Origin of the sequence: Pontibacillus chungwhensis, from assembly GCF_030166655.1 — a bacterium.
In the GTDB taxonomy this organism is placed as follows: Bacteria; Bacillota; Bacilli; order Bacillales; family BH030062; genus Pontibacillus.
Map to the genome: position 1 here is coordinate 1891032 of NZ_CP126446.1, position 26678 is coordinate 1917709.

The following is a 26678-nucleotide window of genomic DNA, read 5'->3' on the forward strand; positions in this document are numbered from 1 at the left end:
TAAGATAGGGAGGTATTATATATTACTATTAGTACCTAGTCATAATTGGACGGTGTATAGAGATGAAGTTGTCGAAAAGAGAGCGTCAACAGCGCCTTAAGGAAACAATAGAGCAAACTCCGTTCATTACAGATGAGGAATTAGCCAAGAAATATGGGGTGAGTATCCAGACGATTCGTTTAGATCGTATGGAGCTTTCAATTCCTGAACTTCGTGAACGAATAAAATCCGTTGCAACTTACCAATGGAATGAAACGGTTAGGGCACTACCGTTAGAAGAAGTTATTGGAGAAGTGGTTGACTTAGAGCTTGACCAGAAAGCCATTTCGATATTAGATATAAGAGATGAACATGTGTTCTCGCGTAATCGAATTGCAAGAGGACACCATTTATTTGCACAGGCGAACTCTTTAGCTGTTGCAGTCATTAATGATGAACTCGCTTTAACAGCTAAATCTGAAATTCGCTTTACAAGACAGGTAAAACAAGGCGAACGCGTTGTAGCCAAAGCCCTGGTAAAAGGGAACGATGACAAAGGTCGAACAATCGTTGAGGTTGAAAGTGTAGTCGACCAGGAAACCGTTTTTTCAGGCGTTTTTGTTATGTACCGTTCAAATGACGAAAAAGGAGAGGTCTAACCATGAAATTAGCGATTGATGCAATGGGAGGAGACCATGCTCCTAAAGAAATCGTGCTTGGAGCAATAGAAGCTGTTAACCATATAGACAATCTTGAAATTACCTTGTTTGGCAACGAGGGAAAGATTCGTTCGTTCATGAACGAAGACCATCCGTCTATTAAGGTTGTACATACTGACGAAATGATTACTTCAGAGGATGAACCTGTTCGTGCTGTAAGGCGTAAGAAGAACGCCTCGATGGTACTAATGGCCAAGGAAGTAAAAGAAGGAAGGGCGGATGCTTGTGTATCTGCTGGTAATACAGGTGCTTTAATGAGTGCCGGACTATTCGTAGTTGGTCGAATTAAAGGAATTGACCGACCAGCGTTAAGCCCAACCCTCCCTACTGTAGACGGTAAAGGATTTTTACTTCTTGATGTAGGAGCAAACGTTGACGCAAAACCTAATCACCTTGTTCAGTATGCCGTTATGGGCTCTGTATATGCTGAACAGGTCAGAGGCATTACTTCTCCTAGGGTCGGCCTTTTAAATGTTGGAACAGAAGACGGGAAAGGAAATGATTTGGTTAAGAAAGCCTTTGCCCAATTAAAAGACGCACCGATACATTTCGTCGGGAATGTAGAGGCTCGTGATTTATTAAATGGTGTTGCTGATGTGGTGGTAGCAGATGGTTTCACGGGTAATGTCACATTGAAGACCATTGAAGGCACAGCTATGTCGATGTTTGCCATGATTAAAGATACCTTTATGTCAAATTGGAAGACAAAACTTGCTGCCGGACTAGCCAAAGAAGACTTAAGAGGCTTAAAGAGTAAACTCGATTATTCCGAATATGGTGGTGCTGGGTTATTTGGCTTAGCCGCGCCCGTTATCAAAGCCCACGGTTCTTCAGACGCGAGAGCTGTCTTTAATGCAACTAAGCAAGCTTGCCATATGGTAGAAAATCGTGTGAATCAATCAATACAAGAAACGGTCCAGAATATGGACTGGGATAAGGGTGATGATCAATGAAAAGAATAGCTTTTGTCTTTCCGGGACAAGGTTCTCAAGAAGTTGGTATGGGAAAGGCGTTCTATGATCAATATGAAAGTGTAAGAGAGCAATTCTACCAAGCGGATAAGCGTCTAGGAGTGCCCCTTAGCCAATACATGCTAGAGGGTCCGGATGAAACATTAACGAAAACTGAAAATGCTCAACCTGCTCTTTTATTACTAAGTACAGCCATTGTCAAGCTCTTAGAAGACAAAGGAGTACAGGCAGAACTTGTTGCAGGACACAGTTTAGGAGAGTATAGCGCTCACGTTGCAGCAGGAACAATGTCTCAAGAGGAAGCTCTAACATTAGTTCAAAAAAGAGGGCAGCTTATGGAACAAGCTGTACCAGCAGGACAAGGATCGATGGCCGCTGTTCTCGGTTTAGATGTAGAGGCAATTGAACGAGTGACAACTGAAATTCGTGATCAAGGAGAGGTTGTAGAGGTTGCTAACTATAACTGCCCAGGTCAAATTGTCATCTCTGGCTCTAAAGAGGGCGTTGATAAGGCATGTGAACGCTTGAAAGAAGAAGGAGCAAAGCGTGCGTTACCATTAAACGTAAGTGGACCTTTCCATTCACGTTTAATGAAACCGGCTAGTGAACAGTTTTCTAAAGAGCTCGGCCATGCTTCCTTACAAGATGCGACAATTCCAGTCGTAGCAAATGTTACAGCCCAGCCCGTACAAGATCAGGAAAAGATTTTTAATTTACTCGTTGAACAGCTCTATTCTCCGGTTCGGTTTGAAGAAACTATTCAATACATGATGGACCAAGAAATTGATGCATTTGTAGAAGTAGGGAATGGAAAAGTTCTAAGCGGTTTAATCCGTAAGGTGAACCGACGAATGAAAACATTTAATATTCAAGACCCAGAAAGCCTGGAGGCTTTTCTGGAATGGTATAAGGAGGACTAACATATGCTTGAGGGAAAAGTGGCTCTTGTAACGGGTGCATCTCGCGGAATTGGACGTGCTATAGCTTTAGAACTAGCACGAAAGGGTGCGAAAGTAGCCGTGAACTATGCAGGAAGTGAACAAAAAGCTCAGGATGTAGTTGATGAGATTACCTCACTTGGAGCTGAGGGTATTAAAATTCAAGCGAATGTTTCTTCTGAAGAAGAAGTTAAAGCGATGGTAAAACAGGTTACCGAAACGTATGGTCGTATTGATATTTTAGTGAATAACGCTGGAATCACCCGGGATAACCTTCTTATGCGTATGAAAGAAGAAGAATTCGATCAGGTTATTGATACAAATCTTAAAGGTGTATTTCTGACTACTAAGGCCGTTACACGACCGATGATGAAGCAAAAAGGTGGTAAAATCATAAACATCGCTTCTGTTGTAGGTGTGAGTGGAAATCCAGGTCAGGCTAATTATGTAGCGGCAAAAGCTGGGGTTATTGGATTGACAAAGACATCAGCTAAAGAATTGGCTGCCCGCAACATCCTTGTGAACGCAGTAGCACCTGGTTTTATTGAAACGGATATGACAGATGAGCTCACGGACGATCAAGTAGGAAGTATGCAATCCATGATTCCATTGGCTCGTTTGGGTCAAGGTGAGGATATTGCAAAAGTAGTTCGTTTCTTAGCCTCTGATGATGCCAATTATATGACAGGTCAAACCCTTCATGTAGATGGCGGAATGGTTATGTAAATTTATTAAGATCCTCAAATAAAATTGTGTCATGACCTAGTATTTTAAAGCAAAATCTTCTATAATTACTGAAGGGAGGTGAACAACGATGGCAGATGTATTTGAACGAGTAAAAGGCATAGTTGTTGAACGTCTAGATGTAGACGACTCAAAAGTAACCATGGAAGCTTCCTTTAAAGATGACCTAGAAGCAGACTCACTAGATGTGGTTGAGCTTGTTATGGAACTTGAAGATGAGTTCGACATGGAGATCTCTGATGAAGATGCAGAGAAAATTGAGACAGTAGGCGATGCTGTGAATTACATAAACAGCAAATAACAATAGAGTTAGAAAGTCTCGCAAGATGCGAGACTTTCTCTGTATGTAATTCTAATAATAAGAATAGGTGGCATGAGACAGTGGATTTTACGAAGTTTCAAGATAAGATAGGGATAAGCTTTCAAAGTAAAAAGTTACTAGAACAGGCTTTCACCCATTCATCTTATGTGAATGAGCATCGCACCCGAGAATATGACGACAATGAACGATTAGAATTTTTAGGGGATGCGGTACTAGAATTAGCAATATCACAATATCTATACCGTAAACATCCAGAGATGACTGAAGGCGAATTAACGAAATATCGCGCTTCAATTGTTTGTGAAGCATCACTCGTTCGTTTCGCAAATGATTTACATTTCAGTGACCTGATCTTCTTAGGCAAAGGAGAAGAGATGACAGGTGGTCGCGAGCGTCCTGCACTTCTAGCAGACGTATTTGAAGCGTTTATTGGAGCTATTTATTTGGATCAAGGCTTCCAGACTGTTATTCGATTTCTTGAAGAATTTGTCTATCCTAAAATTCATAAAGGTGCTTTTTCGCATGCGATGGATTATAAAAGCCAATTGCAAGAAGTTGTCCAAAGAGAACGTAATGGCATCATAGAGTATGAGATTGTGGAAGAAAGAGGTCCTGCTCATAATCGTGAGTTTATTGCACATGTGTTCATCCAAGGTGATCGCTCAGGTATTGGTATAGGGCGAACGAAGAAAGAAGCGGAACAAAATGCTGCAAAGGAAGCGCTCAGTGCTTTCGATATAGAGGTTTGATCAAGAAGCTGTCGGCTATTGCTGGCAGCTTTTTTATAGGAGAGAATAAAAAAGACAAGCCTTCTTAAAAGGCTTGTCTACACATTATGCTTTTACCCGGTATTTACCTAGTTCACCTACGACAGCTTGGAGTTCGGATACGCTTAGTTGGCCTTTTTTCATTTGGACCATGTCGTACATATCTTTAATATCATCATAATGCTGAATATCGTAGTCCTCTGGGTCCATTAAACCTCGGTTCACTACCTGAAGTTGTTCAGCTAATGTGTTAATCATAAACACTAAATTTTCATTTGTCGGGTTACTTAAATCCATAAAAATCTCTCCTCTTTGGTCATTACTAGAATGCTTTCTTCTAACACCATATAGTTTATGATAAAATAAATGAGTTGAAATTGAAATTATTCATCGCAGAAATACAAAAAATAGTTTTACATAGGAGGAAATCAACATGTTCCTCAAACGTTTAGATACAGTAGGATTTAAATCGTTTGCCGAACGGATCACTGTCGATTTTGTGCCAGGCGTCACATCAGTAGTAGGTCCGAACGGAAGCGGGAAAAGTAATATCACAGATGCAATACGTTGGGTATTGGGTGAGCAATCAGCCAGATCCCTTCGTGGTTCTAAAATGGAGGATATTATTTTTCAGGGTAGTGATTCCCGTAAACCGCTTAATTTTGCAGAAGTTACTTTAACGCTAGATAATGAAGATCAAACACTTCCGCTTGATTATCAGGAAGTGTCTGTCACTAGAAGAGTGTATCGTTCTGGTGAAAGTGAATTTCTTATCAATAAACAGTCTTGCCGCTTGAAAGATATTATTGACTTGTTTATGGATTCTGGACTTGGTCGTGAAGCTTTCTCTATTATCTCACAAGGGAAGGTTGAAGAGATCTTAAGTTCTAAGGCTGAAGAACGACGGGCGATTTTCGAAGAAGCAGCTGGAGTTCTGAAGTACAAGAAACGAAAACAAAAAGCTGAATATAAGTTAGCTGAGACCCAAGAAAACTTAAATCGTGTAGAAGACATTATATATGAAATTGAAGGACAATTAGAGCCCCTTAAGGAACAGGCTGCGATTGCCAAAGATTATCTAGAAAAGAAAGAAGAACTTGAGAATCACGAGGTCTCCCTAATGGTTGCCGAGATTGAATCCATTCATTCTGATTGGGAAGCACTCTTGCAAGATTTAGAAACTCAGAAAGCTCGTGAGAAGGAACTTCGTGCCCTTACTACAACACAAGAAGCTAATGTGGAAGAAGAAAGGGCTAAGGTGCAGGAGATTGATCAAAGTATAGAAAAGCTTCAGGAATCCCTTCTTACATTAACGCAAGAACTAGAAAATTTAGAAGGAAAGAAAGAACTCTTTAGTGAACGCCAGAAGCATTATACGGAGAATCGTTCCAAACTTGAAGAGGATGTTACAAGGCTTTCAGAACGTGTGGATACATTACACCATCAACATAGTGAAGAACAGTCGAAATTAGATCGTTTCACACAAGAAGCCAATACAACAAAAGATAAACTTAATCATGTGAGACAACAACTAGCTCAATTAGATGGAAATCAGGAAGATAAAATTGAAAGCTTGAAGAGTGATTATATTGAACAACTTAATCAACAAGCAGCTAAACGTAATGAACGACAATCCATTACTCAGCAGTTGGAACAGCATGATGTCAAAACAACACGCTTAGAAGGTAAGTTTAAGAACCTTGTTGATGAACGTGATGCGCTTCAGAAGCAAAAGGGTACGTTGCAACAAGAACGAGACTCCCTTTCCTCTAAGAGAAGCGAACAAGAAGAAAGCTTAAAACAACTCAAAAAAGAACTCGAGCGTGAAGAAAAAGAGTATCAGGAAAAGCAGTCTAAACTTTATCAAGGTTATCAGCACCTGGAAAAGTTACGCTCAAAGAAAGAAATGCTTGAGGATCTGAAAGAAGACTTTGCAGGATTCTTCCAGGGAGTAAAAGAAGTTTTAAAAGCACGTGAATCTGGAGAACTAAAAGGTGTGAAAGGCGCAGTTGCTGAATTAATAGACATCCCTAAAGATTATGTTACTGCTATTGAAACGACACTTGGAGGTCAAGCGCAGCATATTGTAATGGAAGATGAGGCTAGTGCGCGTAAAACCATCAACTGGTTGAAGCAAAACAATAAAGGACGCGCAACATTTCTTCCTTTGCCAACGATCCAAGCTAAATTTATTCCTAACGAAAAACTGGGTATGCTAAAAGGTTTAAGTGGTTATGTAGGTGTGGCTTCTGAACTAGTTACCTATAACGATGTCTATGCTAAAGCTATTCAGCATTTGATGGGACATGTCATTATAGCTGAAACCTTAAAAGATGCGAATGAAATTGCAAAGGCAACAGGACGCCGCTTTCGAGTCGTAACTCTTGAAGGTGACGTGGTGAATCCAGGCGGGTCTATGACAGGTGGTGCTCAAAAAAAGAACAACCAGTCCTTGTTCACAAGAGATCAGGAACTTCAAGATTTAAAAGAAAAGCTCACACAATTTGAACATAGAAGTGCTGGGTATGAACGAGCCGTTATGGATCTCAAGAATCAAATTCAAGAGAAGAAAGAAAAGCGTACAACGCTAGAAAAGCAACTTGAGTCTTCAAGAATGGAAGAGCAAGCAAGTCAGGGGCGTTTACGTGAGGTTGAATTACAAGAACAGAATTTGAATGACCAGCTTTCTCTTTACGATCAAGATAAGGCTCAATTCGACGATGATCGCACTTCCCTCCATGAACGGAACAAACACTTAACCAATGAGTTAGAGGAAATTGAAGAGAAGCTTGTTCGCATTCAAAAAGAAATTGATCAGTTAACTGAACAGCAAACCACCCAAAAGGCAAGCTATGATCAATTACAACAAGACTTAAACCAATTACAGATTGAATATGCAGAACAGCAAGCTCAGGTAAGAAATCAACAAGAGAAAACCGAAGACCTTCTTGCTCAGTTGAAAGACGTTCAAACCTCACTAAAAGAGCAGCAATCTCAGCTGGATCACTTAAAAGACATTGCTGATTCTAAAGAGACAGAAGAAGAGATTGACGTACAAATCGAATCAAAACGGCAGCAAAAAGAAGAAAAATCAGAACAAATCCAAACGAAACGTGAAGAGCGAGGTAATCGATCTGACGCGATTCATGATACAGAACTCGAACTTAAAGAAAATAAACGCATCCACCAATCTCTGGTACAAGATATTCAAGACAAAGAAGTCAAAGCCAATCGCTTGGACGTAGAGCTTGAAAACCGAATTGATCACCTCCGGACTGAATATATGCTTTCTTATGAGAAGGCAAAATCAACCTATCCGGAAGTTGAGGACATTGAAGCGACAAAACGCCAAGTGAAACTAATTCGTTTAGCTATTGACGAGCTTGGTACAGTTAATATCGGAGCAATTGAAGAATATGACCGTATTAAGGAACGTCATACATTCTTGACCGATCAACAAGCAGATTTACTTGAGGCTAAAGAAACGCTCTATGAAGTTATCTATGAAATGGACGGTGAGATGGAGCGCCGGTTTGAGAGTACCTTTGTGCAAATCCGTGAAGAGTTTACCCATGTTTTCAAAGATCTATTTGGTGGAGGTCGTGCAGATCTTCGTATGACGGACCCTGAAAATATTTTAGAGACAGGAATTGAAATTGTAGCTCAGCCACCAGGTAAGAAATTGCAGCATTTAGGCCTATTATCAGGTGGAGAGCGAGCTCTTACGGCTATTGCGTTATTATTTGCGATTTTACAAGTACGCCCTGTCCCGTTCTGTGTGCTAGATGAGGTAGAGGCAGCACTTGATGAAGCCAATGTTACTCGGTTTGCTCAATACCTTAAGCGTTTTAGTGCTAAAACGCAGTTTATTGTCATCACTCACCGTAAAGGAACAATGGAAGAATCAGATGTGTTGTATGGAGTGACCATGCAAGAATCGGGAGTATCTAAGCTTGTTTCCGTTCGTTTAGAAGAGACAAAGGAACTAATTCAGCGATCGTAGAAAGGAAGTTTAAAGATGGGATTTTTTAAGAAATTAAAAGAGAAATTTGTGAAAGAAGATGAACTTAACCAGGAACACCCTGAGAAGAAAGACGAAGAAGAGCACTCGGAAGAACCTCAAGATCAATCAGAAGAAGAGATCCATGACAAGGAGGAAGAAGATGTTCCTGCATCTGTAATCGAGGAAGAGTATACAGAGGAAGTCACTGAATCTCCTGTTGAAGAGGAAGAGGCCGTTCAGCAGACACAAGAAGAGCAAGCCTTTGAAGAAGGTGAAAAAGAGAGCATTTCTACTAAGTTTAAAAAAGGTTTAGCTAAAACACGTAATTCTTTTGCTACTAAGGTAAATGATCTAGTGGCTCGTTATCGTACAGTAGATGAGGACTTCTTCGAAGAATTAGAGGAGATTCTAATTTCTGCTGACGTTGGTGTAAATACAGTGATGGATCTGATTGACGAGTTAAAAATGGAAGTAAAACGTCGCAATATTAAAGACACAAGGGAAGTAAGGGAAGTTATTTCAGAGAAACTTGTGGATATTTATTATGGTGATGACGATGAGGAAATTGAAGAAATCACTTTCAATCAAGATGGACTTACCGTTCTATTATTCGTTGGTGTAAATGGAGTAGGGAAGACCACTACAATCGGAAAAATGGCCCATAGGCTTAAACAGCAAGGGAAGAACGTGGTCATGGCTGCTGGTGACACCTTCCGAGCTGGTGCTATCGAACAACTAGAGGTATGGGGCGAACGCGTAGGTGTACCTGTAGTTCGGCATAGTGAAGGAAGCGATCCTGCTGCTGTTATTTATGACGGCATTCAGTCCGCTAAGTCTAAGGGAGCGGATGTACTATTGTGTGACACCGCTGGTCGTTTACAGAATAAAGTAAATTTAATGAATGAGCTTTCAAAAGTGAAACGTGTGATTGAACGGGAAATTCCAGGAGCCCCTCACGAATCGTTGCTTGTTCTTGATGCCACCACAGGTCAAAATGCCTTGAGTCAAGCGAAGACGTTCTCTGAGGCAACGAACGTGTCGGGTATTGTGCTGACAAAGCTTGACGGTACAGCCAAGGGTGGAATTGTTATGGCGATCCGTAACGAACTAGACATTCCCGTAAAGTTTGTAGGCCTTGGAGAGAAAGTAACAGATCTTCAATCCTTTGATGCCCATGCTTTCGTTTATGGTCTCTTTGCTGATATGCTTGAAGAGTCAGAACAAGAATAATTCATCGAAGTTAGCTTGACAGACCACACCTTTATTTTGTACTATTTGTATATGTAAAGGCATTTCACTTAACAAGGAGTGCTTACTTTGCTTGAGAAAACAACACGCATGAACTATTTGTTTGATTTTTACCAAGAATTGCTGACAGACAAACAACGAAGTTACATGGAATATTATTATCTTGAGGATTATTCTCTTGGTGAGATTTCAGAGACTTTTAACGTCAGTCGTCAAGCTGTATATGATAACATTAAGCGAACAGAAACGATGCTTGAAGAATATGAACAGAAGTTAGATTTATATGATCGTTTCGAAAAACGACAACAGTTGTTAAAGCAATTGAAAGAATCCGTTCAAAAAGGGTCTGATGATGCCTTAGGTATCATCGAGACGCTTGAGAATTTAGATTAGGAGGGCGGCTTATATGGCATTTGAAGGTTTAGCCGACCGACTGCAGAATTCGATCCAGAAGATCAAAGGCAAAGGTAAGGTAACCGAAGCAGACGTAAAAGAAATGACCCGTGAAGTCCGCCTTGCACTTCTTGAAGCAGACGTTAACTTTAAAGTTGTAAAAGACTTTGTAAAACGCGTCAAAGAACGTGCGGTTGGACAAGAAGTTATGCAAAGTTTAACTCCAGGTCAACAAGTCATCAAAGTTGTAAAAGAAGAACTTACAGAACTTATGGGAGGCGACCAGAGCAAGATTGCTGTGGCGAATCGTCCTCCTACGGTCATTATGATGGTAGGTCTCCAGGGTGCTGGTAAAACGACGACTACCGGTAAACTTGCAAATCATCTTCGTAAAAATCACAACAGAAATCCTTTACTAGTAGCAGCCGACGTCTATCGACCTGCTGCCATCAATCAATTAGAGACTCTTGGTAGTCAGCTGGATATGCCTGTTTTCTCTAAAGGGACAGAAGCAAACCCAGTAGATATTGCTAATGAAGCAATTGCCCAAGCTAAAGAAAATCATAATGATTATGTCATTATTGATACAGCTGGTCGTCTTCACATTGATGAGAACCTTATGGGTGAGTTAAAAGAAATTCACTCAAACGTGAAGCCAGATGAAGTCTTCCTTGTTGTGGATGCCATGACAGGTCAAGACGCTGTAAATGTAGCAGAATCCTTTAATGAGCAACTTGATGTAACCGGTGTTGTGCTTACTAAATTAGATGGTGACACCCGTGGTGGTGCTGCATTGTCCATCAAAGCTGTAACGGATAAACCGATTAAGTTTGCTGGTATGGGTGAAAAACTTGACCAACTCGAAGCATTCTACCCTGAACGAATGGCATCTCGTATATTAGGTATGGGAGACGTTTTAACGCTGATTGAAAAAGCTCAATCTGAGGTTAATGAAGACCAGGCGAAAGAGCTCGAGCAGAAAATGCGTGACGCGTCCTTTACATTGGATGACTTCTTAGAGCAAATGGGTCAAGTCCGTAATATGGGGCCCCTTGATGAACTCATCGGTATGATTCCAGGTGCGGATAAGATGAAAGGCTTGAAAAATGCGAATATTGATGACAAACAATTAAATCACATTGAAGCCATCATTCAATCCATGACGAAAGCCGAACGAAATGATCCAAGTATCATGAACGCAAGCCGTAAAAAACGAATTGCAAAAGGCTCCGGCCGAAACGTATCCGAAGTGAACCGTTTATTAAAACAGTTCAACGACATGAAGAAAATGATGAAGCAGATGACGAACCAAAAAGGCAAAAAAGGTAAAGGTGGATTTAAATTACCGTTTATGTAAAATGAAAAGCGTAGGCGACTGCTTAGCGCCGTACGCATAAGCCAAGCAACGAAAGTGGTTGAAAACCACTGTAGTTGAATGGCTTATGACGCTAGGGGCTAGGAGCCGGAGCTGGACATCTCGAAAAGCGCAGGCGGGGTGAACAGGGGCGTACGGATAAGCAAGCGATTGGAAGTGACGTTAGTCACTGCAAGTCGATTGCTTATCGCGCTAGCTCCTCCCCGCCGGAGCTGAACATGGCGAAAAGTGCCAAGCTCATCTTAACCATACTGAGGTGTGTGAAGCATGTTGGGAAGTGTAGAGTTATAACTCCCTTCAATGCTTTTCTCTTTAGCCATGCTGAGAGCTGAAATCCAGCTCCAACAGATAGAACCTAGCGAGATAAGCTATCCCACTACGGTGAGGGAACCTCACCGTAGTGGGCTCCCTTATCCGTACGGTTTTGACCAAACTGTTTCCGCTTTTTATAATATGTAATGCAAAACCCCTTTACACACTCGTAGTTCTCTGCTAAAATCTAAAATTGTGTTAAGTAAAAATAAGCATTTGAAAATATGGAGGTATTTAATATGGCAGTAAAAATTCGCCTAAAGCGCATGGGTTCTAAGCGTAACCCATTCTATCGTATAGTAGTAGCAGATTCTCGTTCACCACGTGATGGTCGTTTCATCGAAGAGATCGGAACGTACAATCCAACAGCTAACCCAACAGAGGTTACAGTGAACGAAGAGAAAGCTCTTAACTGGATGACAGAAGGTGCAAAACCATCTGACACAGTTCGCAACCTATTCTCAACACAAGGCATCATGGAGAAGTTTCACGCACAAAAAACTCAAAAGTAAAGTAGTGTGATAACGTGAAAGCCTTAATTGAAACCATTGTACGTCCACTAGTTGATTATCCAGATGATGTTGTCGTTACAGAGAAAGAAGAAGAACGTAAGCTTACGTATCACTTATCTGTTCACAAAGATGATGTCGGTAAGGTAATAGGAAGACATGGGCGAGTGGCTAAGGCCATCCGAACCGTTGTTTATGCGGCAGGATCGAATTCCAAAAAGCGAATTTATTTAGATATTATGTAAAAAGGGAGAGGGGCCACCTTTCCCTTTTTTACTAGGTTAAAACTTTTGTATGTAACTTGCTCTTCTTTCTGGGACTTTTAAAAGAGAAGAGCCGTTTACGTTTAGGAGCGAATGAGATGCAAATCATTAAGCGAGTATCAGTAAAACGGGTTCTTACAGAGGCCAGTAAGGAAACACTTCAGCAAGAATTTGAAAAGAGAAAGAAGAGGCTTGACCAGGAGTGTCAGCAGCTTTCTTTTGAAAAACGTAAGATTGAAATGAAGCAAAATGTTTCGCGCGAAGAAGTGGCAAAACGTTTTAATCGTGAGATTGATAAAAGAAAAGAAAACATTCGATGGCTTGAATACCAGCTCGAACAGCTAGAAATCCTACCATTAGGTAGTGAAATCGAAGATGGCGACGTAGAGTCTCTTGTAGAACTTTCTGTAGGGGATACTTGGGATGATGTGATGAACGAAGGCGCTATTGTTGTACAGGATGGTAAAGTTATTCGAATCGATAAATAGGTGATGTGAATGGATAAAGAATTATATACAATAGGTAAGGTTGTAAATACACATGGTGTGCGCGGTGAGATTCGCGTCATTCAAGTTACAGATTTTGAAGAGCGCTTTGAACCAGGTAACCAAGTATATTGGGTTCCTCAATCAAAACAGGACACCCCTCTCTTATTAACAATTAAAGGACACCGTATGCATAAATCCTTTCACCTTCTTCATTTTGAGGAGTACAGTTCGTTAAATGAGGTTGAATCGTTAAAAGGCGGTACGTTAGCGATTACGAAAGAGCAGCAGACTCCTCTGGATGAAGGGGAATTTTATTACCACGAAGTTATTGGATGCACTGTAAAGACAGCTGATGGAAATGTAGTGGGAACTGTGAAAGAGATTCTAAGTCCTGGTGGAAATGATGTATGGGTGGTAGGTCGTCCTCAACAAAAGGATGCTCTTATTCCTTACATTGAGCAGGTTGTAACAGAAGTAGATATTACCCACAAGACGATTACAATTGAACCAATGGAAGGGCTGCTAGACTAATGCATATTGATATTTTAACGTTGTTTCCTGAAATGTTCAGTGGGGTGCTTAATACATCTATCATGAAAAAAGCTCAAGAATCTAATGCTTTTTCATATGAAACGGTGAATTTTCGAGATTACACCGAAAGTAAACACCTAAAAGTAGATGACACACCTTATGGTGGAGGAGCTGGAATGGTTCTGTCTCCTCAGCCAATCTTTGACGCGGTTGAAGCGATTAAAGATCAACAGGGAAAGAAACCTCGTGTCATTTTAATGTGTCCTCAAGGTGAGCCTCATACGCAGGCTAAGGCTGAGGAATTAGCACAAGAAGAGCATCTAATCTTCTTATGTGGTCATTACGAAGGCTATGATGAACGGATAAGAGAGCATGTCGTAACCGATGAAATCTCTATAGGGGATTACGTTTTAACAGGAGGAGAACTCGGTGCTATGGTTGTGATGGACAGCGTGGTACGCCTTCTCCCAGGTGTGTTAGGAAATGCTTCTTCTGCTCCGGAAGATTCCTTCTCAAATGGACTCTTAGAACATCCCCATTACACGAGACCTCGCAATTTTCGTGGGATGGAGGTTCCTGAAGTATTGTTCTCGGGGAATCATGCGAAGATCGACGAGTGGCGTCATAAGCAGTCATTAAAGCGAACGTATGAAAGAAGAAAAGACCTTATAGAACAAAGAAGCTTATCAGACCAAGAGAAAGAATGGTTAAAAGAATGGCAGAATGACTGAATGCTTATTGCATCAGCACTTTAATTATGCTATATTAAAACTTGTGCTTAAGCGTTTCGTTTAAGTCGAATTACGATGTTCCGCTACCAGGTTAATCCAGGTAAGAGCATTGGTGAAGAAGGAGTGAAATAGGATGCAAAATTTAATCCAAGAAATTACTAAAGAACAGCTACGCGAAGATCTTCCACGTTTCAAAGCTGGTGACACTGTAAAAGTTCACGTTAAAGTTGTTGAAGGAACTCGCGAACGTATCCAGGTGTTTGAAGGTGTTGTAATTAAGCGCCGTGGCGGAGGCATCTCCGAAACATTCACTGTACGTAAAATCTCTTCTGGCGTTGGTGTTGAACGTACGTTCCCAGTACACTCTCCACGCGTTGATAAACTTGAAGTTGTTCGTCGTGGTAAAGTACGTCGTGCTAAACTTTACTACCTACGTAACCTACGTGGTAAAGCTGCACGCATTAAAGAAATTCGCTAAGATGAACACGAAAGAAAGGAGCTTGTTTAGACAGGCTCCTTTTTGTTCTATAATGGATCCTAACAGACGAGTTATACATAGTGGAGGGAAGCTGGATGACGAAGAGAAGAAATGAATGGCTTGATTGGATAAAAGCGTTGATCGTTGCAGCCATTTTAGCAATAGTCATCCGCGTATTTTTATTTGCTCCAATCGTCGTGGACGGGCCCTCTATGCTTCCTACGCTAGAAAATGGTGACCACATGATTGTGAATAAGTTCAGTTATTTAGTTGGTGAACCAAGCCGATTCGATATTGTGGTGTTTCATGCAACGGAAACTAAGGATTATATTAAACGAGTTATTGGACTTCCCGGCGATCATATTGAATATAAGGATGACACTTTGTACGTGAACGGAGACCCCATTGAGGAACCGTTCCTGCAAGAAAGATTAGATCGACTTTCGGAAAATCAATCGTATACGTTTGATTTTCGCTTACAAGATATTAAAGGAAATTACAAAACCATTCCTGAGAACCATGTATTAGTCCTTGGGGATAATCGAAATAATTCTACAGATAGCCGAATGCTTGGGTTAATTCCAATCGATCGGATTGTAGGAGAAACACGGTTTATATATTGGCCAATGGAACGATTTGGTTTTGTAGATTGATAAAGGATGATGAATATGACGATACAATGGTTTCCAGGCCATATGGCTAAAGCCAAGCGACAAGTAGAAGAGAAATTAAAGCTTGTTGACTTTGTCATTGAATTAGTAGATGCACGTGCTCCGTACTCTTCTCAGAACCCTATGTTGCACCAAGTGCTTCAACAAAAGCCAAAAATGGTGTTGCTTATGAAAAAAGACTTGGCTGATGAAAACATCACAAACAAATGGATCAGTTGGTACGAAGGTCAAGGTATTTCAGCTATTGCTGTAAATGTAGATGATAAAAAGGATGTCCAACAAGTCATTCAAAAAGCGAAGGACATGGGGCAAGAGAAACTTGAGCGCTTAAAGAAAAAAGGGGTTCGCCCTCGGCCTGCCCGGGCGATGATTATTGGAATACCAAACGTAGGGAAGTCTACACTTATTAATCGCCTTGCTCAGAAGAAAATAACAAAGACCGGGGATCGCCCTGGTGTTACTACTGCTCAGCAGTGGATTAAAGTGAAGAAAGATTTCGAACTTCTAGATACACCAGGAATCTTATGGCCCAAGTTTGAAGAAGAAATAGTGGGTTATCGTTTGGCTACGATCGGTACGATCAAAGATAATATCCTGCCGATTCCAGATGTTGCTGCCTTCTTTATTCGGTTCTTGCAAGAGCATTATCCGAATCTCCTGAATGATCGATATGGTGTATCTTCTGACATTGAGGATATGGGAGAGGTATTCGACCACATAGGAACAAAGAGAGGCTGCTTAGAAAGTGGCGGAAAGATTAATTATGATAAAGTCGCTGATGTCATCATTCGCGATTTACGTTCGGCAAAAACAGGTCGTATCACATTAGAAACACCAGATATGATACACTAAAAATAAGCTGACTTTCTCGCAATGGGGGTCAGCTTTTTGTATGGAAAAAAACTATAAATCCTTCAAACAATATAAAGAGAACCGATATTAAAGAAACGAGGAATCATAATGGGGAGAGAAACGATTGCAACGATAAAAGAGAAACTATTTACAAAAGGCTGTACCCAGCAGGAACTAGAGATGTACCAAACTGATGAACGAAAAGGTGTTCAGAAACTAGTTTACCAATACGAGAAACAACTCGCGAAAAAGCAAGCTCTTAAAGATCAATTTGAATCTATGAAAGAATTTGAGAAGTACTATACATCACAAGGTAAGAAATTAATTGCTGGAGTGGATGAAGCAGGAAGGGGTCCGATAGCTGGCCCTGTAGTAGCCGCTGCTGTTATTTTACCCGAATCCTTTTACTTAGAAGGGTTATATGATTCTAAAGCACTTTCTGAAACGCAGAAAGATTTATTCTTTGACTATATTAGAACCCACTCCATTTCTTATGGGGTTGGGATTGTCTCGAGTGAAACCATCGATGAAATTAATATATATGAGGCTACAAAACTAGCGATGCACAGAGCCATTGACGCGTTAAATCCAGAGCCTGACCAATTGTTAATTGATGCTCTGCCCTTAACAGATACAAAAGCTCCAGTCGATGCATTTCCAAAAGGAGATCAGCGTAGTATTTCCATAGCTGCGGCAAGTGTCATTGCTAAAGTGACTAGAGACAGATATATGAACGAACTCCATCAAACGTTCCCGTCATATGAATTTAGCCATAATGCGGGTTATGGAACGAAGAATCATGTAGAAGCACTCAGACAGTATGGAATTACTCCACATCACCGAAAATCGTTTGCACCCGTTAAAGAATTTGTTCGTTCCTCACAATAAAAGGAGATGATGGATATGCCTTCTTTATCTGCATCCCAATTGCTGACACAGTTAAAGAATGTGAGTCAGGTCACTCAACAAGGTGAATCGTTAAAACAAGGACAGATCGTAGGGGGAAAAGTACTTAAACTGTATCCACAACACAAGGCGCTCATTCAAATCGGTGGGAAGCAGTTGAATGCTCAGTTAGAAGCTTCTCTCTCCGCTAATGAGCGCTATGTATTTCAGGTGCAGAGCATTTCGCCTTTACTACGACTCAAAGTAATGGAGGGAGAAAAGGGAAAGGCCCTACAGACCCCTACCCAATACTTTAAGAAGTTAGGCATTTCAAGCCCTTCAAAAACTCAACTAGATTTTGTGTCCAATTTAATGCAAAAAGATATTCCTTTTACGAATCAAGATGTTAAAGAAGCGCTCCAACTATTAGAGAAATCAGGCGGAGAAGTAAAGGTGAGGGAGACGTTATTAGAAATGATGTCAAGGCGTCTCCCTATCAAATCTTCCATCTTTCAAGCGTTTTATGAAAGGAATGTATCCTCCTCTTCATTAACATCTGCTTTGCAATCTATAGCAAACGATTTAAAGAATCAAAATGGACAACAAAAATCGTCTCTTGGCTACCAGTTGCAGCAAATTCTCGGAAGATCAGATCCTGAACGTCCTTTGTCAGATGTAGTGAGGGGGACGTTTCTAAACGGTACTCAAGGAGAGCAGAAAACGTCTTTTCAGCTCTTACAGCGTGCTGGGCTAATTTCTGAAGAATTGTCGTTCAATCAAGTTGAGAGGCACTCTTCATTAGTCTTTAAAACAGAAAGTTCAGGGAAATGGGCTGAACAACTGTTAAACGTCTTTCAAGAGCAGCTATCGATGTCAAAAGGGAACAAACAGCTCATTCATCAATTCACAAATGTGCTAGAGCGAATGACGGGGGGAGAAGAATCGAACCCGGTAGATACAAAGCTTGCTCAGCGGCTTACGCAGTTAACTTCTGCCCTGAAAGACGCGGGGGTCTTCGGGTCCTTGAGGGCAATGTTAAACAGAACCGGAGCTAGTCCGTCTACAATACAGGCAATCAATACATTAATTGAAAGTTCTAATCCTCTGCAAGTCCTAAAAGAGAATCCTTCAGGATTGCAACAAGCCGCAAAATCCCTAACCCATCTTATGAATCAGCAACTGAATGGGGAGGAGACGGTAAAATTAGTGGAATGGTTACGTCATAGTCTAACTGAAATGGGAGAAAGATCCCTGCCTATGAAAGATGAGTTTTTGATCAAGTTAAAGAGTTTTACCCAGTTAAGTGGGCTGAACTATGAGCATCAGTTGGCTCAAAAAGGAGAAGTTAGCCAAAGTACTTTAAAGGGAAGCATCCTTCAAGCGATGCAAGATAGCGCTTCCTCCCCTATCATGGACCGGCTACAAACTGTACTCAATCATTTAAATGCTGTCCCCATTATGATGCAAGAGTCAGACCAATCCATTCATTTTAATGTGCAGATGCCTGGAGAATGGTTTGGGATCGAACAAGACGTTACGATGGATGTAGATGGGAATAAGAAAGAAAATGGAGAAATCGATCCGGATTATTGCCATATTTTATTTTATCTTGAACTTCAGTCATTAAAAGAAACGATCATTGATATGAAAGTTCAAAAGCGTGTCGTTCAACTTACCTTGTTTACGGAAAATCAGGAAATTGAGAATGTTATACAAGCGTTTAAACCCTCTCTAGAAAAGGGGCTGCTAGAACTAAATTACCACCTATCTACAGTACGACATAAAGAAATTAAACCCTCTCAACCTGTCTATGCTCAATCAGAACGCCAACAAGCCCAAACGAGGCAAAAAGGAGGCTTCGATTTAAAAATATGAGTGAAACGAACAAGAGAAAAGAAGCGGTAGCTTTAAGTTATGATGAAGAGGAGTCAAGTGCCCCCAAGGTTGTTGCGAAAGGTAAGGGAGATATAGCAACAAATATTATTGAAAAAGCTCACAGTCATCAAGTTCCCATCCAAGAAGATCCTACCCTTGTAAAGTTGTTGGGTGAATTAGACATCAATGAGACGATCCCTGAAGAGTTATATCAAGCCGTAGCCGAAGTATTTGCTTATGTTTATCAATTAGATAAGCAGTTGAAAGCTAAATAATTACTTACAAGAAACACTCTGGTCTTTTTGTCAGAGTGCTTCTTTTTTTTGCAACAAGTCAATTTTTCTTTAAAAAATACTGAAATGTAATTCGTAGCTAAAAGAAAAAGTTAATATTTTTATTAACTTAAACAGCGAGAAAACAGCGAATTTTGTCGGTATATTCTTAATTTTTTTGGAGATACTGAATGAATTTGTAGACAATTCACACATATTTTTTATACAATGGTCATGCAGTGACATTTTGATGGGAGGATGGAACATGAACATTCATGAGTATCAAGGAAAAGAAATTTTACGTAGCTACGGCGTTGCCGTTCCTAACGGGACCGTTGCATTTTCTGTAGACGAAGCTGTAGAAGCCGCTAAAGGCTTAAGCACAGATGTATCTGTCGTAAAGGCACAAATCCACGCAGGAGGTCGCGGAAAAGCTGGTGGAGTTAAAGTTGCCAAAAATATAGATGAAGTCCGTACATACGCTGATGAAATTTTAGGCAAGCAGCTTGTGACTCATCAAACGGGTCCTGAAGGGAAAGAAGTTAAGCGCTTACTCATCGAAGAAGGCTGTGATATTCAAAAAGAATATTACGTAGGGATTGTATTAGACCGTGCCACTTCTCGTGTAACGATGATGGCTTCAGAAGAAGGCGGTACTGAAATCGAAGAAGTTGCCGCAGAAACGCCGGAGAAAATTTTCAAAGAAGTGATTGATCCGGTAGCAGGTTTAATGCCTTATCAAGCACGTCGTTTAGCTTTTAACATTAACATCCCTGATGAACTATTAGGGAAAGCAGTTAAATTTATGATGGGTCTTTATCAAGTATTTGTTGAAAAAGATTGTTCAATTGCAGAGATTAACCCATTAGTTACAACAGGTGATGGCCAGGTGATGGCGTTAGATGCGAAGTTAAACTTTGATGATAACGCTTTATTCCGCCAAAAAGATGTATTTGAACTTCGTGATTTAGATGAAGAAGATCCAAAAGAAATTGAAGCTTCTAAATACGATCTAAGCTACATTGCTTTAGATGGTAACATCGGCTGCATGGTTAATGGAGCAGGCCTTGCTATGGCGACAATGGATACTATTAAACACTACGGCGGCGAACCCGCTAACTTCCTTGACGTTGGGGGAGGCGCTACAACTGAAAAGGTAACAGAAGCTTTCAAAATCATTTTGTCCGACAATAGTGTAAAAGGAATTCTTGTGAATATCTTCGGCGGAATTATGAAGTGTGACGTCATTGCTGAAGGTGTCGTTGCAGCAACGAAAGAAGTTGGGCTTGAAATTCCACTCGTAGTTCGTCTAGAAGGAACAAACGTTGAACAAGGTAAGAAGATCCTTGATGAATCAGGTCTGAATATCGTTGCATCAGAATCTATGGCTGAAGCAGCACAGAAAATTGTAGAACTAGTAAAATAAGAAAGGACGGACGAAAATGAGTGTATATATTAATAAAGATACAAAAGTAATTGTGCAAGGTATTACAGGGTCTACTGCCCTTTTCCATACGAAACAAATGCTTGAGTACGGTACCCAGATCGTAGGTGGGGTAACTCCTAAAAAAGGCGGAACTGAAGTCGAAGGAGTACCTGTCTTTAATACGGTAGAAGAAGCTACTGAACAAACTGGAGCTACGGCATCCGTTGTGTATGTACCAGCTGCTTTCGCTGCTGATGCAATCATGGAGGCTGTTGATGCTGAGCTTGACTTAGTGATTTGTATTACAGAGCATATCCCGGTTATTGATATGGTAAAAGTGAAGCGTTATATGGAAGGTAAGAAAACTCGTCTAGTTGGACCAAACTGTCCTGGAGTTATTACACCAGAAGAATGTAAGATTGGTATTATGCCAGGTTACATTCATAAAAAAGGACATATTGGTGTAGTATCAAGAAGTGGAACGTTAACATATGAAGCGGTACATCAGCTTTCAGAAGCTGGTATCGGTCAATCGACAGCAGTAGGAATCGGTGGGGACCCAGTAAACGGTACAGATTTCATTGATGTCTTGCAAGCTTTTCAGGATGACCCAGATACCCATGGTGTGATTATGATAGGTGAAATTGGCGGCACAGCCGAAGAGGAAGCTGCTCAGTTTGTTAAAGAAAATATGGATAAGCCAGTTGTCGGCTTTATCGGTGGTCGCACTGCACCTCCAGGAAAACGTATGGGACACGCAGGTGCCATTATTTCTGGTGGTAAAGGGACTGCAGAAGAAAAAATTAAAGTTATGAATGAGTGCGGCATACAAGTAGCCGAAACACCGGCTGTAATGGGTGAAACGCTCATCAATGTATTAAAAGAAAATAACATTTACGATAAATGCAAGACTCACTAAAGTTTAATTAAAGGTGCTCCTTTCTACAGGGGCACCTTTTCCCCTATCAAGGAAAAGGATGTGTACACGTGGATCCAAAATCATTGCGTTTAGCTCTTCTTCATCAAACAAAAGGGACAAGTCGCTCATTGATTCGTACCTTCTTACAAGTAGATTCAACCCTTCAATTTGTCTTCTCCCTCTCCCTTCACGATCTAACCTCAACATTTAAATTATCCCCTAAAAGAGCCAAAACTTTCTTAGATCATCTTCATTCATCGACGAATCGCAAGCAGCTTTTAAAGAACCTTTCAGATAGCGTTATTCTGCCTATTTGGCATTCTGACTACCCACTTTCTTTACGCTCCGTCCCAGACGCCCCCTTACTTCTGTATGCTAAGGGGAACTTAAACCTTTTGAAACAAGAAGCGTACATTAGTATAGTAGGAACTCGTAAATGTTCCAACAACGCTAAAGCAAAAGTAAAAAAAGTACTACCGCCTTTAATCGATCATGGTTTTACAGTGATAAGTGGTATGGCCGATGGAATTGACTCCTACGCTCATGAAATAACGAATGAATTAGGTGGCAGCACCATTGGGGTATTAGGTTTTGGTTTCGATCATTGTTACCCTGAGCACAACCGATCTCTGATGGAAACACTAGCTCACCGCCATCTCCTCCTATCTGAATACGCTCCCCATACACCCCCAAAGAAATGGCACTTCCCAGAACGAAATCGAGTGATAAGTGGTATGAGCTTTGGCACCTTGGTAGTAGAGGCAAAAGAACGAAGTGGAACGTTAATTACAGTGGATCAAGCTTTAGAACAGGGAAGAGAGGTATTCGCACTACCAGGCTCGGTGTTAGATGATTTTTCCAGTGGATGTCATAAAATGATTCAAGATGGTGCGAAATTAGTTCAAAATGCCTATGATATTCTAGAAGAATGGAATGGATTGAAGCGAAATTAGTGTCGAAATCTGTTATAAAATCTATATTTTCTACTTTTTCTACTGGTTTCGTTTCTATAATTTGTTTGACAAATGAATAAGAAGTATTTAATAATAGGGAAGATTTAATTTAAAACAAACGTTTACACATAAAATATATGAAATAAAAGAATAACCTCATCTAGGAGGATACTATATGGCAGATTATCTTGTTATTGTAGAATCACCAGCAAAAGCAAAAACAATTGAAAAATATTTAGGAAAAAAGTACACGGTAAAAGCATCTATGGGTCATGTAATTGACTTGCCTAAAAGTCAAATGGGTGTAGATGTAGAAGAAGATTATAAACCTAAATACATTACCATCAGAGGGAAAGGCCCTGTATTGAAAGAAATTAAAACAGCTGCAAAAAAGGCTAAAAAAGTCTATCTCGCAGCCGACCCCGATAGAGAAGGGGAAGCCATTGCCTGGCACTTAGCTCACAGTTTAAACATGGATGAGACATCCCAGTGTCGAGTTGTATTTAATGAGATTACAAAGGATGCAATTAAAGAATCCTTTAAGCATCCACGTACGATCGACATGGATTTAGTTAATGCTCAGCAAGCAAGACGCGTATTAGATCGTTTAGTCGGTTACAATATCAGCCCGTTATTATGGAAAAAGGTCAAAAAAGGCCTTAGTGCAGGTCGGGTACAATCCGTAGCTGTCAAAATGATTATGGACCGTGAAAATGAAATTAAAAGCTTCGAACCTGAAGAGTACTGGTCCATTGATGGTAGCTTTGTCAAGGATGCTGAACAATTTGAAGGAGCTTTCTATGGAATAGATGGAAAGAAACAAAAGCTCAGTTCCAAAGAAGAAGTGGATAACATCCTCACCCAAATGAGCGGGGAAGATTTCAGAGTGGATAAGGTGAATAAAAGAGAACGTCGTCGTAATCCAGCTTCCCCTTTTACTACATCATCTCTACAACAAGAAGCAGCACGAAAATTAAATTTCCGAGCAAAGAAAACGATGATGTTAGCACAGCAATTATATGAAGGGATTCAGCTTAGCAAAAAAGAAGGTACAGTAGGTTTGATCACCTATATGCGTACAGACTCTACTCGTATTTCCCAAACGGCGAAGGATGAGGCTGCTGGGTATATTGAAGAGCAATACGGAAAAGATTACCTTGGATCAGGAAACCAAAAGAAATCACAGAAATCTCAAAACGCTCAAGATGCACACGAAGCTATCCGCCCTACCTCTTCGTTACGTACACCTAAGGCTATGAAAGAATATTTATCAAGAGATCAGTATCGCTTGTATAAACTAATTTGGGAGCGGTTCGTAGCGAGTCAAATGGCTTCCGCAGTTCTTGATACGATGACCGTTCATCTACTGAATGAAGGTGTAGAGTTCAGAGCCACAGGTTCAAAAGTTAAGTTTAAAGGGTTTATGCGTGTCTATGTCGAGGGCAATGATGATAATAAGAAAGAAGAAGATAAAATTCTACCAGATATGGAAGAAGGGACAACGGTTAAGGCTGACACTATTCAACCGAATCAACATTTCACTCAGCCACCTCCACGCTACACTGAGGCCCGTCTTGTACGAACATTGGAAGAAATGGGAATTGGGCGTCCGTCCACTTATGCTCCTACCCTGGACACGATTCAGCGAAGAGGATATGTTAGTTTAGATAATAAACGGTTTGTCCCTACTGAACTAGGTGAAATCGTGATCGAATTGTTGAAAGAGTATTTCCCTGAAATCATTAATGTTGATTTCACCGTTCAAATGGAAGGCAATCTTGACGCGGTTGAAGAAGGCAATAAAGAGTGGGTCCAAATCATCGATGATTTCTATAAAGACTTTGAAAAGCGCCTCACCACTGCCGAGAAAGAGATGGAAGAAATCGAGATTAAAGATGAACCAGCCGGAATTGATTGCGAGGAATGTGGTCATGAAATGGTTTATAAAATGGGGCGATATGGTAAGTTTCTGGCGTGCTCCAACTTTCCGGAGTGTCGAAATACGAAACCTATCCTGAAAGAAATCGGGGTAAAATGCCCACGTTGTAAAGAAGGGAACGTTGTGGAGCGTAAAAGCAAAAAGAAACGTACCTTTTATGGCTGTGATCGATATCCTGAGTGTGAATTCATCTCTTGGGATAAGCCGATCAGTCGACCATGTCCTAAGTGCGATTCCATGCTAGTAGAAAAGAAAGCGAAAAAAGGAACGCAAGTACAGTGTTCAGAATGTGACTATAAAGAAGAACTCCAGCAGTAAGCATAAGGGGCTAGCCCCTTATGCTTTTTTTGATCTTCTCAAGTTCTCTTTATATTTTGTTAATCATTCCTTCACATAATTTTAATTGACACTAGTAACCCAGCAAGCTATAATCGTTGAGTGGTAAGGGAATATACTTGACAGAAATTAGTATATTTGCTCTTCAGCTTGGAAATGCTAGCAATGATATTTTATACTGAATTAGGAACAATTCAGAATTTTGTTACAATTAAGTAAAATTGATTGCATAAGGTATATTAACTGTGTTAATATTTAAGCGCCTTATGTGAGGTGAGCAGATGGATAATAACCAGCGTCAAATAGACTTATTTACGGAATACTTACAAATTGAAAAGAATGCTTCATCATATACGATCCACTTTTACCAAAGTGATCTCTATTCCTTTCGTGAATTCTTAAAAAGAGAAGGGGGTCTATGTTGGAGAGAAGTGGATTATCCCATTATTAGAGTCTTTTTAACAGAACTCTATGACCAGAAGCTCTCTCGGAGATCTGTATCGAGAAAGCTTTCAAGTTTGCGATCGTTTTATCGTTTCTTAGAAAGGGAAGGACTTGTAGAGTCGAATCCTTTCTTAAATGTGTCACTACCAAAACAAGAAAACCCTATCCCTTCTTTTCTATATGAAGAGGAGCTAGAGAAGTTATTTCAGGTAAGTAATACTGAGGAACCACTTGGTCAGAGAAATCAGGCTTTACTTGAGTTGTTGTATGCGACAGGCATGCGTGTGAGTGAATGCGTCTCCTGTACTCTTGCTGATATAGACCTTGAGCTAGGTACAATCCTTGTTAGAGGTAAGGGTAGAAAGGAAAGATACATTCCATTTGGGAGCTTTGCTAAAGAAGCTTTAAGATACTACATTTATAATGGAAGAAACTCGTTAATACAGAAGTCTGGAACTGAAACAGAAGCCATTTGGTTAAACGCTAAAGGAACTCCTTTAACAGATCGCGGAGTACGATCCGTCTTAAGTAAAATGGTAGAGAAGGCTGCTTTAACCATACATGTCCATCCTCATATGCTGAGACATTCTTTTGCCACGCATATGTTAAATGAAGGGGCAGATTTACGCTCTGTGCAAGAACTGTTAGGGCATGAGCACCTTACTTCTACTCAAATTTATACACACGTAACAAAAGATCATTTAAAAAAGATCTATATGAATAGCCATCCAAGAGCAGGCAAGGATGAATAATTGGAATGAGGTGGAGTTTTTGGAACAACAATTTCATGCAACCACAATTTTCGCTGTTCAACATAATGGACAATGCGCGATGAGCGGTGATGGGCAAGTTACATTTGGAAATGCAGTTGTAATGAAACATAAAGCAAAGAAAGTTCGTAGATTATTTAAGGGGCAAGTCCTTGCTGGATTTGCAGGATCCGTAGCTGATGCTTTTACGTTGTTTGAGAAATTCGAGGCAAAGCTTGAGGCGTATAATGGAAACTTGGCACGTGCAGCTGTAGAGCTAGCAAAAGAGTGGCGAAGTGATAAAGTACTACGCAAACTTGAAGCGATGTTAATTGTTATGAACAAAGACGACCTATTTCTAGTTTCAGGTACAGGTGAAGTGATTGAACCAGATGATGGAGTAATTGCAATTGGGTCTGGAGGTCATTATGCACTAAGTGCAGGCCGAGCTCTAAAACGTTACGCACCTGAGAAAAATGCAGAAGAGATTGCTAAAGCAGCATTGGAAATAGCAGGCGAAATTTGTGTATATACGAATAGTGAAATCGTATTAGAAGTGCTCGAGGACTAAGGGAGGTCTTTATCG

The 26678-nt window shown here is 40.5% G+C and carries 28 protein-coding genes; 27 read left to right on the plus strand and 1 reads right to left on the minus strand.

What is annotated here, in order from left to right:
- Positions 1-62: 62 nt before the first annotated feature.
- From fapR to rnc, 6 genes are all read left to right on the plus strand, one after another.
- Positions 63-638 carry a transcription factor FapR gene (gene fapR / locus QNI29_RS09785; RefSeq protein WP_231416309.1) on the plus strand — a complete coding sequence of 192 codons (576 nt, stop codon included), beginning with the start codon at positions 63-65 and terminating at the stop codon, positions 636-638.
- A 2-nt stretch (positions 639-640) separates the two neighbouring features.
- The gene (plsX, locus tag QNI29_RS09790; RefSeq protein ID WP_231416310.1) at positions 641-1651 is read left to right on the plus strand and encodes a phosphate acyltransferase PlsX; all 1011 of its coding nucleotides are present in this window, start codon (positions 641-643) and stop codon (positions 1649-1651) included.
- The gene (gene fabD / locus QNI29_RS09795) at positions 1648-2589 is read left to right on the plus strand and encodes an ACP S-malonyltransferase (RefSeq protein WP_231416311.1); all 942 of its coding nucleotides are present in this window, start codon (positions 1648-1650) and stop codon (positions 2587-2589) included. Before plsX ends, fabD begins: the two co-directional genes overlap by 4 nt.
- Positions 2590-2592: 3 nt before the next feature.
- Complete coding sequence (gene fabG, locus QNI29_RS09800) at positions 2593-3333, plus strand: 3-oxoacyl-[acyl-carrier-protein] reductase (RefSeq protein ID WP_231416312.1); 741 nt, start codon at positions 2593-2595, stop codon at positions 3331-3333.
- 88 nt (positions 3334-3421) lie between these two features.
- Positions 3422-3652, plus strand: a complete 231-nt coding sequence (acpP, locus tag QNI29_RS09805; protein WP_036778618.1) for an acyl carrier protein — start codon at positions 3422-3424, stop codon at positions 3650-3652.
- 80 nt (positions 3653-3732) lie between these two features.
- The gene (gene rnc / locus QNI29_RS09810) at positions 3733-4422 is read left to right on the plus strand and encodes a ribonuclease III (RefSeq protein ID WP_231416313.1); all 690 of its coding nucleotides are present in this window, start codon (positions 3733-3735) and stop codon (positions 4420-4422) included.
- A gap of 84 nt (positions 4423-4506) precedes the next feature.
- On the opposite strand, the gene QNI29_RS09815 is transcribed toward rnc, so the two are convergent.
- A complete protein-coding gene (locus tag QNI29_RS09815; RefSeq protein ID WP_231416314.1) occupies positions 4507-4737 on the minus strand; it encodes a DUF1128 domain-containing protein in 231 nt (76 codons plus the stop codon).
- A 136-nt stretch (positions 4738-4873) separates the two neighbouring features.
- Between QNI29_RS09815 and smc the strand changes: the two genes are divergently transcribed.
- The 21 genes from smc to hslV all read left to right on the plus strand — a co-directional run bounded on the left by smc (position 4874) and on the right by hslV (position 26663).
- A complete protein-coding gene (gene smc, locus QNI29_RS09820) occupies positions 4874-8443 on the plus strand; it encodes a chromosome segregation protein SMC (RefSeq protein ID WP_231416315.1) in 3570 nt (1189 codons plus the stop codon).
- Between the two features lie 15 nt (positions 8444-8458).
- Positions 8459-9673 carry a signal recognition particle-docking protein FtsY gene (gene ftsY, locus QNI29_RS09825; protein ID WP_231416316.1) on the plus strand — a complete coding sequence of 405 codons (1215 nt, stop codon included), beginning with the start codon at positions 8459-8461 and terminating at the stop codon, positions 9671-9673.
- An 87-nt stretch (positions 9674-9760) separates the two neighbouring features.
- Positions 9761-10084, plus strand: a complete 324-nt coding sequence (locus QNI29_RS09830) for a putative DNA-binding protein (RefSeq protein ID WP_231416317.1) — start codon at positions 9761-9763, stop codon at positions 10082-10084.
- Between the two features lie 13 nt (positions 10085-10097).
- Complete coding sequence (ffh, locus tag QNI29_RS09835) at positions 10098-11441, plus strand: signal recognition particle protein (protein ID WP_231416318.1); 1344 nt, start codon at positions 10098-10100, stop codon at positions 11439-11441.
- Between the two features lie 569 nt (positions 11442-12010).
- Entirely contained in the window at positions 12011-12283 is a 273-nt protein-coding gene (rpsP, locus tag QNI29_RS09840; protein WP_231416319.1) for a 30S ribosomal protein S16, read from the plus strand.
- A gap of 14 nt (positions 12284-12297) precedes the next feature.
- A complete protein-coding gene (locus tag QNI29_RS09845; protein WP_231416320.1) occupies positions 12298-12525 on the plus strand; it encodes a KH domain-containing protein in 228 nt (75 codons plus the stop codon).
- A 116-nt stretch (positions 12526-12641) separates the two neighbouring features.
- Positions 12642-13031: a YlqD family protein gene (locus QNI29_RS09850; RefSeq protein ID WP_231416321.1), complete on the plus strand. Its 390-nt coding sequence runs from the start codon at positions 12642-12644 to the stop codon at positions 13029-13031.
- A gap of 9 nt (positions 13032-13040) precedes the next feature.
- The gene (gene rimM, locus QNI29_RS09855; protein WP_231416322.1) at positions 13041-13562 is read left to right on the plus strand and encodes a ribosome maturation factor RimM; all 522 of its coding nucleotides are present in this window, start codon (positions 13041-13043) and stop codon (positions 13560-13562) included.
- Positions 13562-14293, plus strand: coding sequence for a tRNA (guanosine(37)-N1)-methyltransferase TrmD (gene trmD / locus QNI29_RS09860; protein WP_231416323.1), 732 nt, complete (start codon positions 13562-13564; stop codon positions 14291-14293). Before rimM ends, trmD begins: the two co-directional genes overlap by 1 nt.
- Before the next feature lie 133 nt (positions 14294-14426).
- Positions 14427-14771 carry a 50S ribosomal protein L19 gene (rplS, locus tag QNI29_RS09865; protein ID WP_231416324.1) on the plus strand — a complete coding sequence of 115 codons (345 nt, stop codon included), beginning with the start codon at positions 14427-14429 and terminating at the stop codon, positions 14769-14771.
- 95 nt (positions 14772-14866) lie between these two features.
- Entirely contained in the window at positions 14867-15424 is a 558-nt protein-coding gene (lepB, locus tag QNI29_RS09870; protein ID WP_231416325.1) for a signal peptidase I, read from the plus strand.
- 15 nt (positions 15425-15439) lie between these two features.
- On the plus strand, positions 15440-16294 hold the full coding sequence (gene ylqF, locus QNI29_RS09875; protein WP_231416326.1) for a ribosome biogenesis GTPase YlqF: 855 nt from the start codon (positions 15440-15442) through the stop codon (positions 16292-16294).
- Positions 16295-16402: 108 nt separating this feature from the next.
- Positions 16403-17182: a ribonuclease HII gene (locus tag QNI29_RS09880; RefSeq protein WP_231416327.1), complete on the plus strand. Its 780-nt coding sequence runs from the start codon at positions 16403-16405 to the stop codon at positions 17180-17182.
- Positions 17183-17197: 15 nt separating this feature from the next.
- A complete protein-coding gene (locus QNI29_RS09885; RefSeq protein WP_231416328.1) occupies positions 17198-19054 on the plus strand; it encodes a hypothetical protein in 1857 nt (618 codons plus the stop codon).
- A complete protein-coding gene (locus QNI29_RS09890; RefSeq protein WP_231416329.1) occupies positions 19051-19329 on the plus strand; it encodes an EscU/YscU/HrcU family type III secretion system export apparatus switch protein in 279 nt (92 codons plus the stop codon). Before QNI29_RS09885 ends, QNI29_RS09890 begins: the two co-directional genes overlap by 4 nt.
- Before the next feature lie 262 nt (positions 19330-19591).
- Positions 19592-20752, plus strand: coding sequence for an ADP-forming succinate--CoA ligase subunit beta (gene sucC / locus QNI29_RS09895; RefSeq protein WP_231416330.1), 1161 nt, complete (start codon positions 19592-19594; stop codon positions 20750-20752).
- Between the two features lie 16 nt (positions 20753-20768).
- Positions 20769-21671, plus strand: coding sequence for a succinate--CoA ligase subunit alpha (sucD, locus tag QNI29_RS09900; RefSeq protein WP_231416331.1), 903 nt, complete (start codon positions 20769-20771; stop codon positions 21669-21671).
- A 68-nt stretch (positions 21672-21739) separates the two neighbouring features.
- Entirely contained in the window at positions 21740-22624 is an 885-nt protein-coding gene (gene dprA / locus QNI29_RS09905; RefSeq protein ID WP_231416332.1) for a DNA-processing protein DprA, read from the plus strand.
- Positions 22625-22799: 175 nt separating this feature from the next.
- On the plus strand, positions 22800-24881 hold the full coding sequence (gene topA, locus QNI29_RS09910) for a type I DNA topoisomerase (protein WP_231416333.1): 2082 nt from the start codon (positions 22800-22802) through the stop codon (positions 24879-24881).
- A gap of 299 nt (positions 24882-25180) precedes the next feature.
- Positions 25181-26095: a tyrosine recombinase XerC gene (gene xerC / locus QNI29_RS09915; RefSeq protein WP_231416334.1), complete on the plus strand. Its 915-nt coding sequence runs from the start codon at positions 25181-25183 to the stop codon at positions 26093-26095.
- Positions 26088-26663 carry an ATP-dependent protease subunit HslV gene (gene hslV, locus QNI29_RS09920; protein ID WP_231416335.1) on the plus strand — a complete coding sequence of 192 codons (576 nt, stop codon included), beginning with the start codon at positions 26088-26090 and terminating at the stop codon, positions 26661-26663. The genes xerC and hslV overlap by 8 nt, the downstream gene beginning before the upstream one ends.
- The last annotated feature ends 15 nt before the right edge of the window (positions 26664-26678 follow it).

Bases quoted from the DNA above. Each gene is read 5' to 3' on its own strand.
- fapR (WP_231416309.1), top strand. From the start codon at position 63: ATGAAGTTGTCGAAAAGAGAGCGTCAACAGCGCCTTAAGGAAACAATA.
- plsX (WP_231416310.1), top strand. From the start codon at position 641: ATGAAATTAGCGATTGATGCAATGGGAGGAGACCATGCTCCTAAAGAA.
- fabD (WP_231416311.1), top strand. From the start codon at position 1,648: ATGAAAAGAATAGCTTTTGTCTTTCCGGGACAAGGTTCTCAAGAAGTT.
- fabG (WP_231416312.1), top strand. From the start codon at position 2,593: ATGCTTGAGGGAAAAGTGGCTCTTGTAACGGGTGCATCTCGCGGAATT.
- acpP (WP_036778618.1), top strand. From the start codon at position 3,422: ATGGCAGATGTATTTGAACGAGTAAAAGGCATAGTTGTTGAACGTCTA.
- QNI29_RS09815 (WP_231416314.1), bottom strand. From the start codon at position 4,737: ATGGATTTAAGTAACCCGACAAATGAAAATTTAGTGTTTATGATTAAC.
- smc (WP_231416315.1), top strand. From the start codon at position 4,874: ATGTTCCTCAAACGTTTAGATACAGTAGGATTTAAATCGTTTGCCGAA.
- ftsY (WP_231416316.1), top strand. From the start codon at position 8,459: ATGGGATTTTTTAAGAAATTAAAAGAGAAATTTGTGAAAGAAGATGAA.
- ffh (WP_231416318.1), top strand. From the start codon at position 10,098: ATGGCATTTGAAGGTTTAGCCGACCGACTGCAGAATTCGATCCAGAAG.
- rpsP (WP_231416319.1), top strand. From the start codon at position 12,011: ATGGCAGTAAAAATTCGCCTAAAGCGCATGGGTTCTAAGCGTAACCCA.
- QNI29_RS09850 (WP_231416321.1), top strand. From the start codon at position 12,642: ATGCAAATCATTAAGCGAGTATCAGTAAAACGGGTTCTTACAGAGGCC.
- rimM (WP_231416322.1), top strand. From the start codon at position 13,041: ATGGATAAAGAATTATATACAATAGGTAAGGTTGTAAATACACATGGT.
- trmD (WP_231416323.1), top strand. From the start codon at position 13,562: ATGCATATTGATATTTTAACGTTGTTTCCTGAAATGTTCAGTGGGGTG.
- rplS (WP_231416324.1), top strand. From the start codon at position 14,427: ATGCAAAATTTAATCCAAGAAATTACTAAAGAACAGCTACGCGAAGAT.
- lepB (WP_231416325.1), top strand. From the start codon at position 14,867: ATGACGAAGAGAAGAAATGAATGGCTTGATTGGATAAAAGCGTTGATC.
- ylqF (WP_231416326.1), top strand. From the start codon at position 15,440: ATGACGATACAATGGTTTCCAGGCCATATGGCTAAAGCCAAGCGACAA.
- QNI29_RS09880 (WP_231416327.1), top strand. From the start codon at position 16,403: ATGGGGAGAGAAACGATTGCAACGATAAAAGAGAAACTATTTACAAAA.
- QNI29_RS09885 (WP_231416328.1), top strand. From the start codon at position 17,198: ATGCCTTCTTTATCTGCATCCCAATTGCTGACACAGTTAAAGAATGTG.
- QNI29_RS09890 (WP_231416329.1), top strand. From the start codon at position 19,051: ATGAGTGAAACGAACAAGAGAAAAGAAGCGGTAGCTTTAAGTTATGAT.
- sucC (WP_231416330.1), top strand. From the start codon at position 19,592: ATGAACATTCATGAGTATCAAGGAAAAGAAATTTTACGTAGCTACGGC.
- sucD (WP_231416331.1), top strand. From the start codon at position 20,769: ATGAGTGTATATATTAATAAAGATACAAAAGTAATTGTGCAAGGTATT.
- topA (WP_231416333.1), top strand. From the start codon at position 22,800: ATGGCAGATTATCTTGTTATTGTAGAATCACCAGCAAAAGCAAAAACA.
- xerC (WP_231416334.1), top strand. From the start codon at position 25,181: ATGGATAATAACCAGCGTCAAATAGACTTATTTACGGAATACTTACAA.
- hslV (WP_231416335.1), top strand. From the start codon at position 26,088: ATGAATAATTGGAATGAGGTGGAGTTTTTGGAACAACAATTTCATGCA.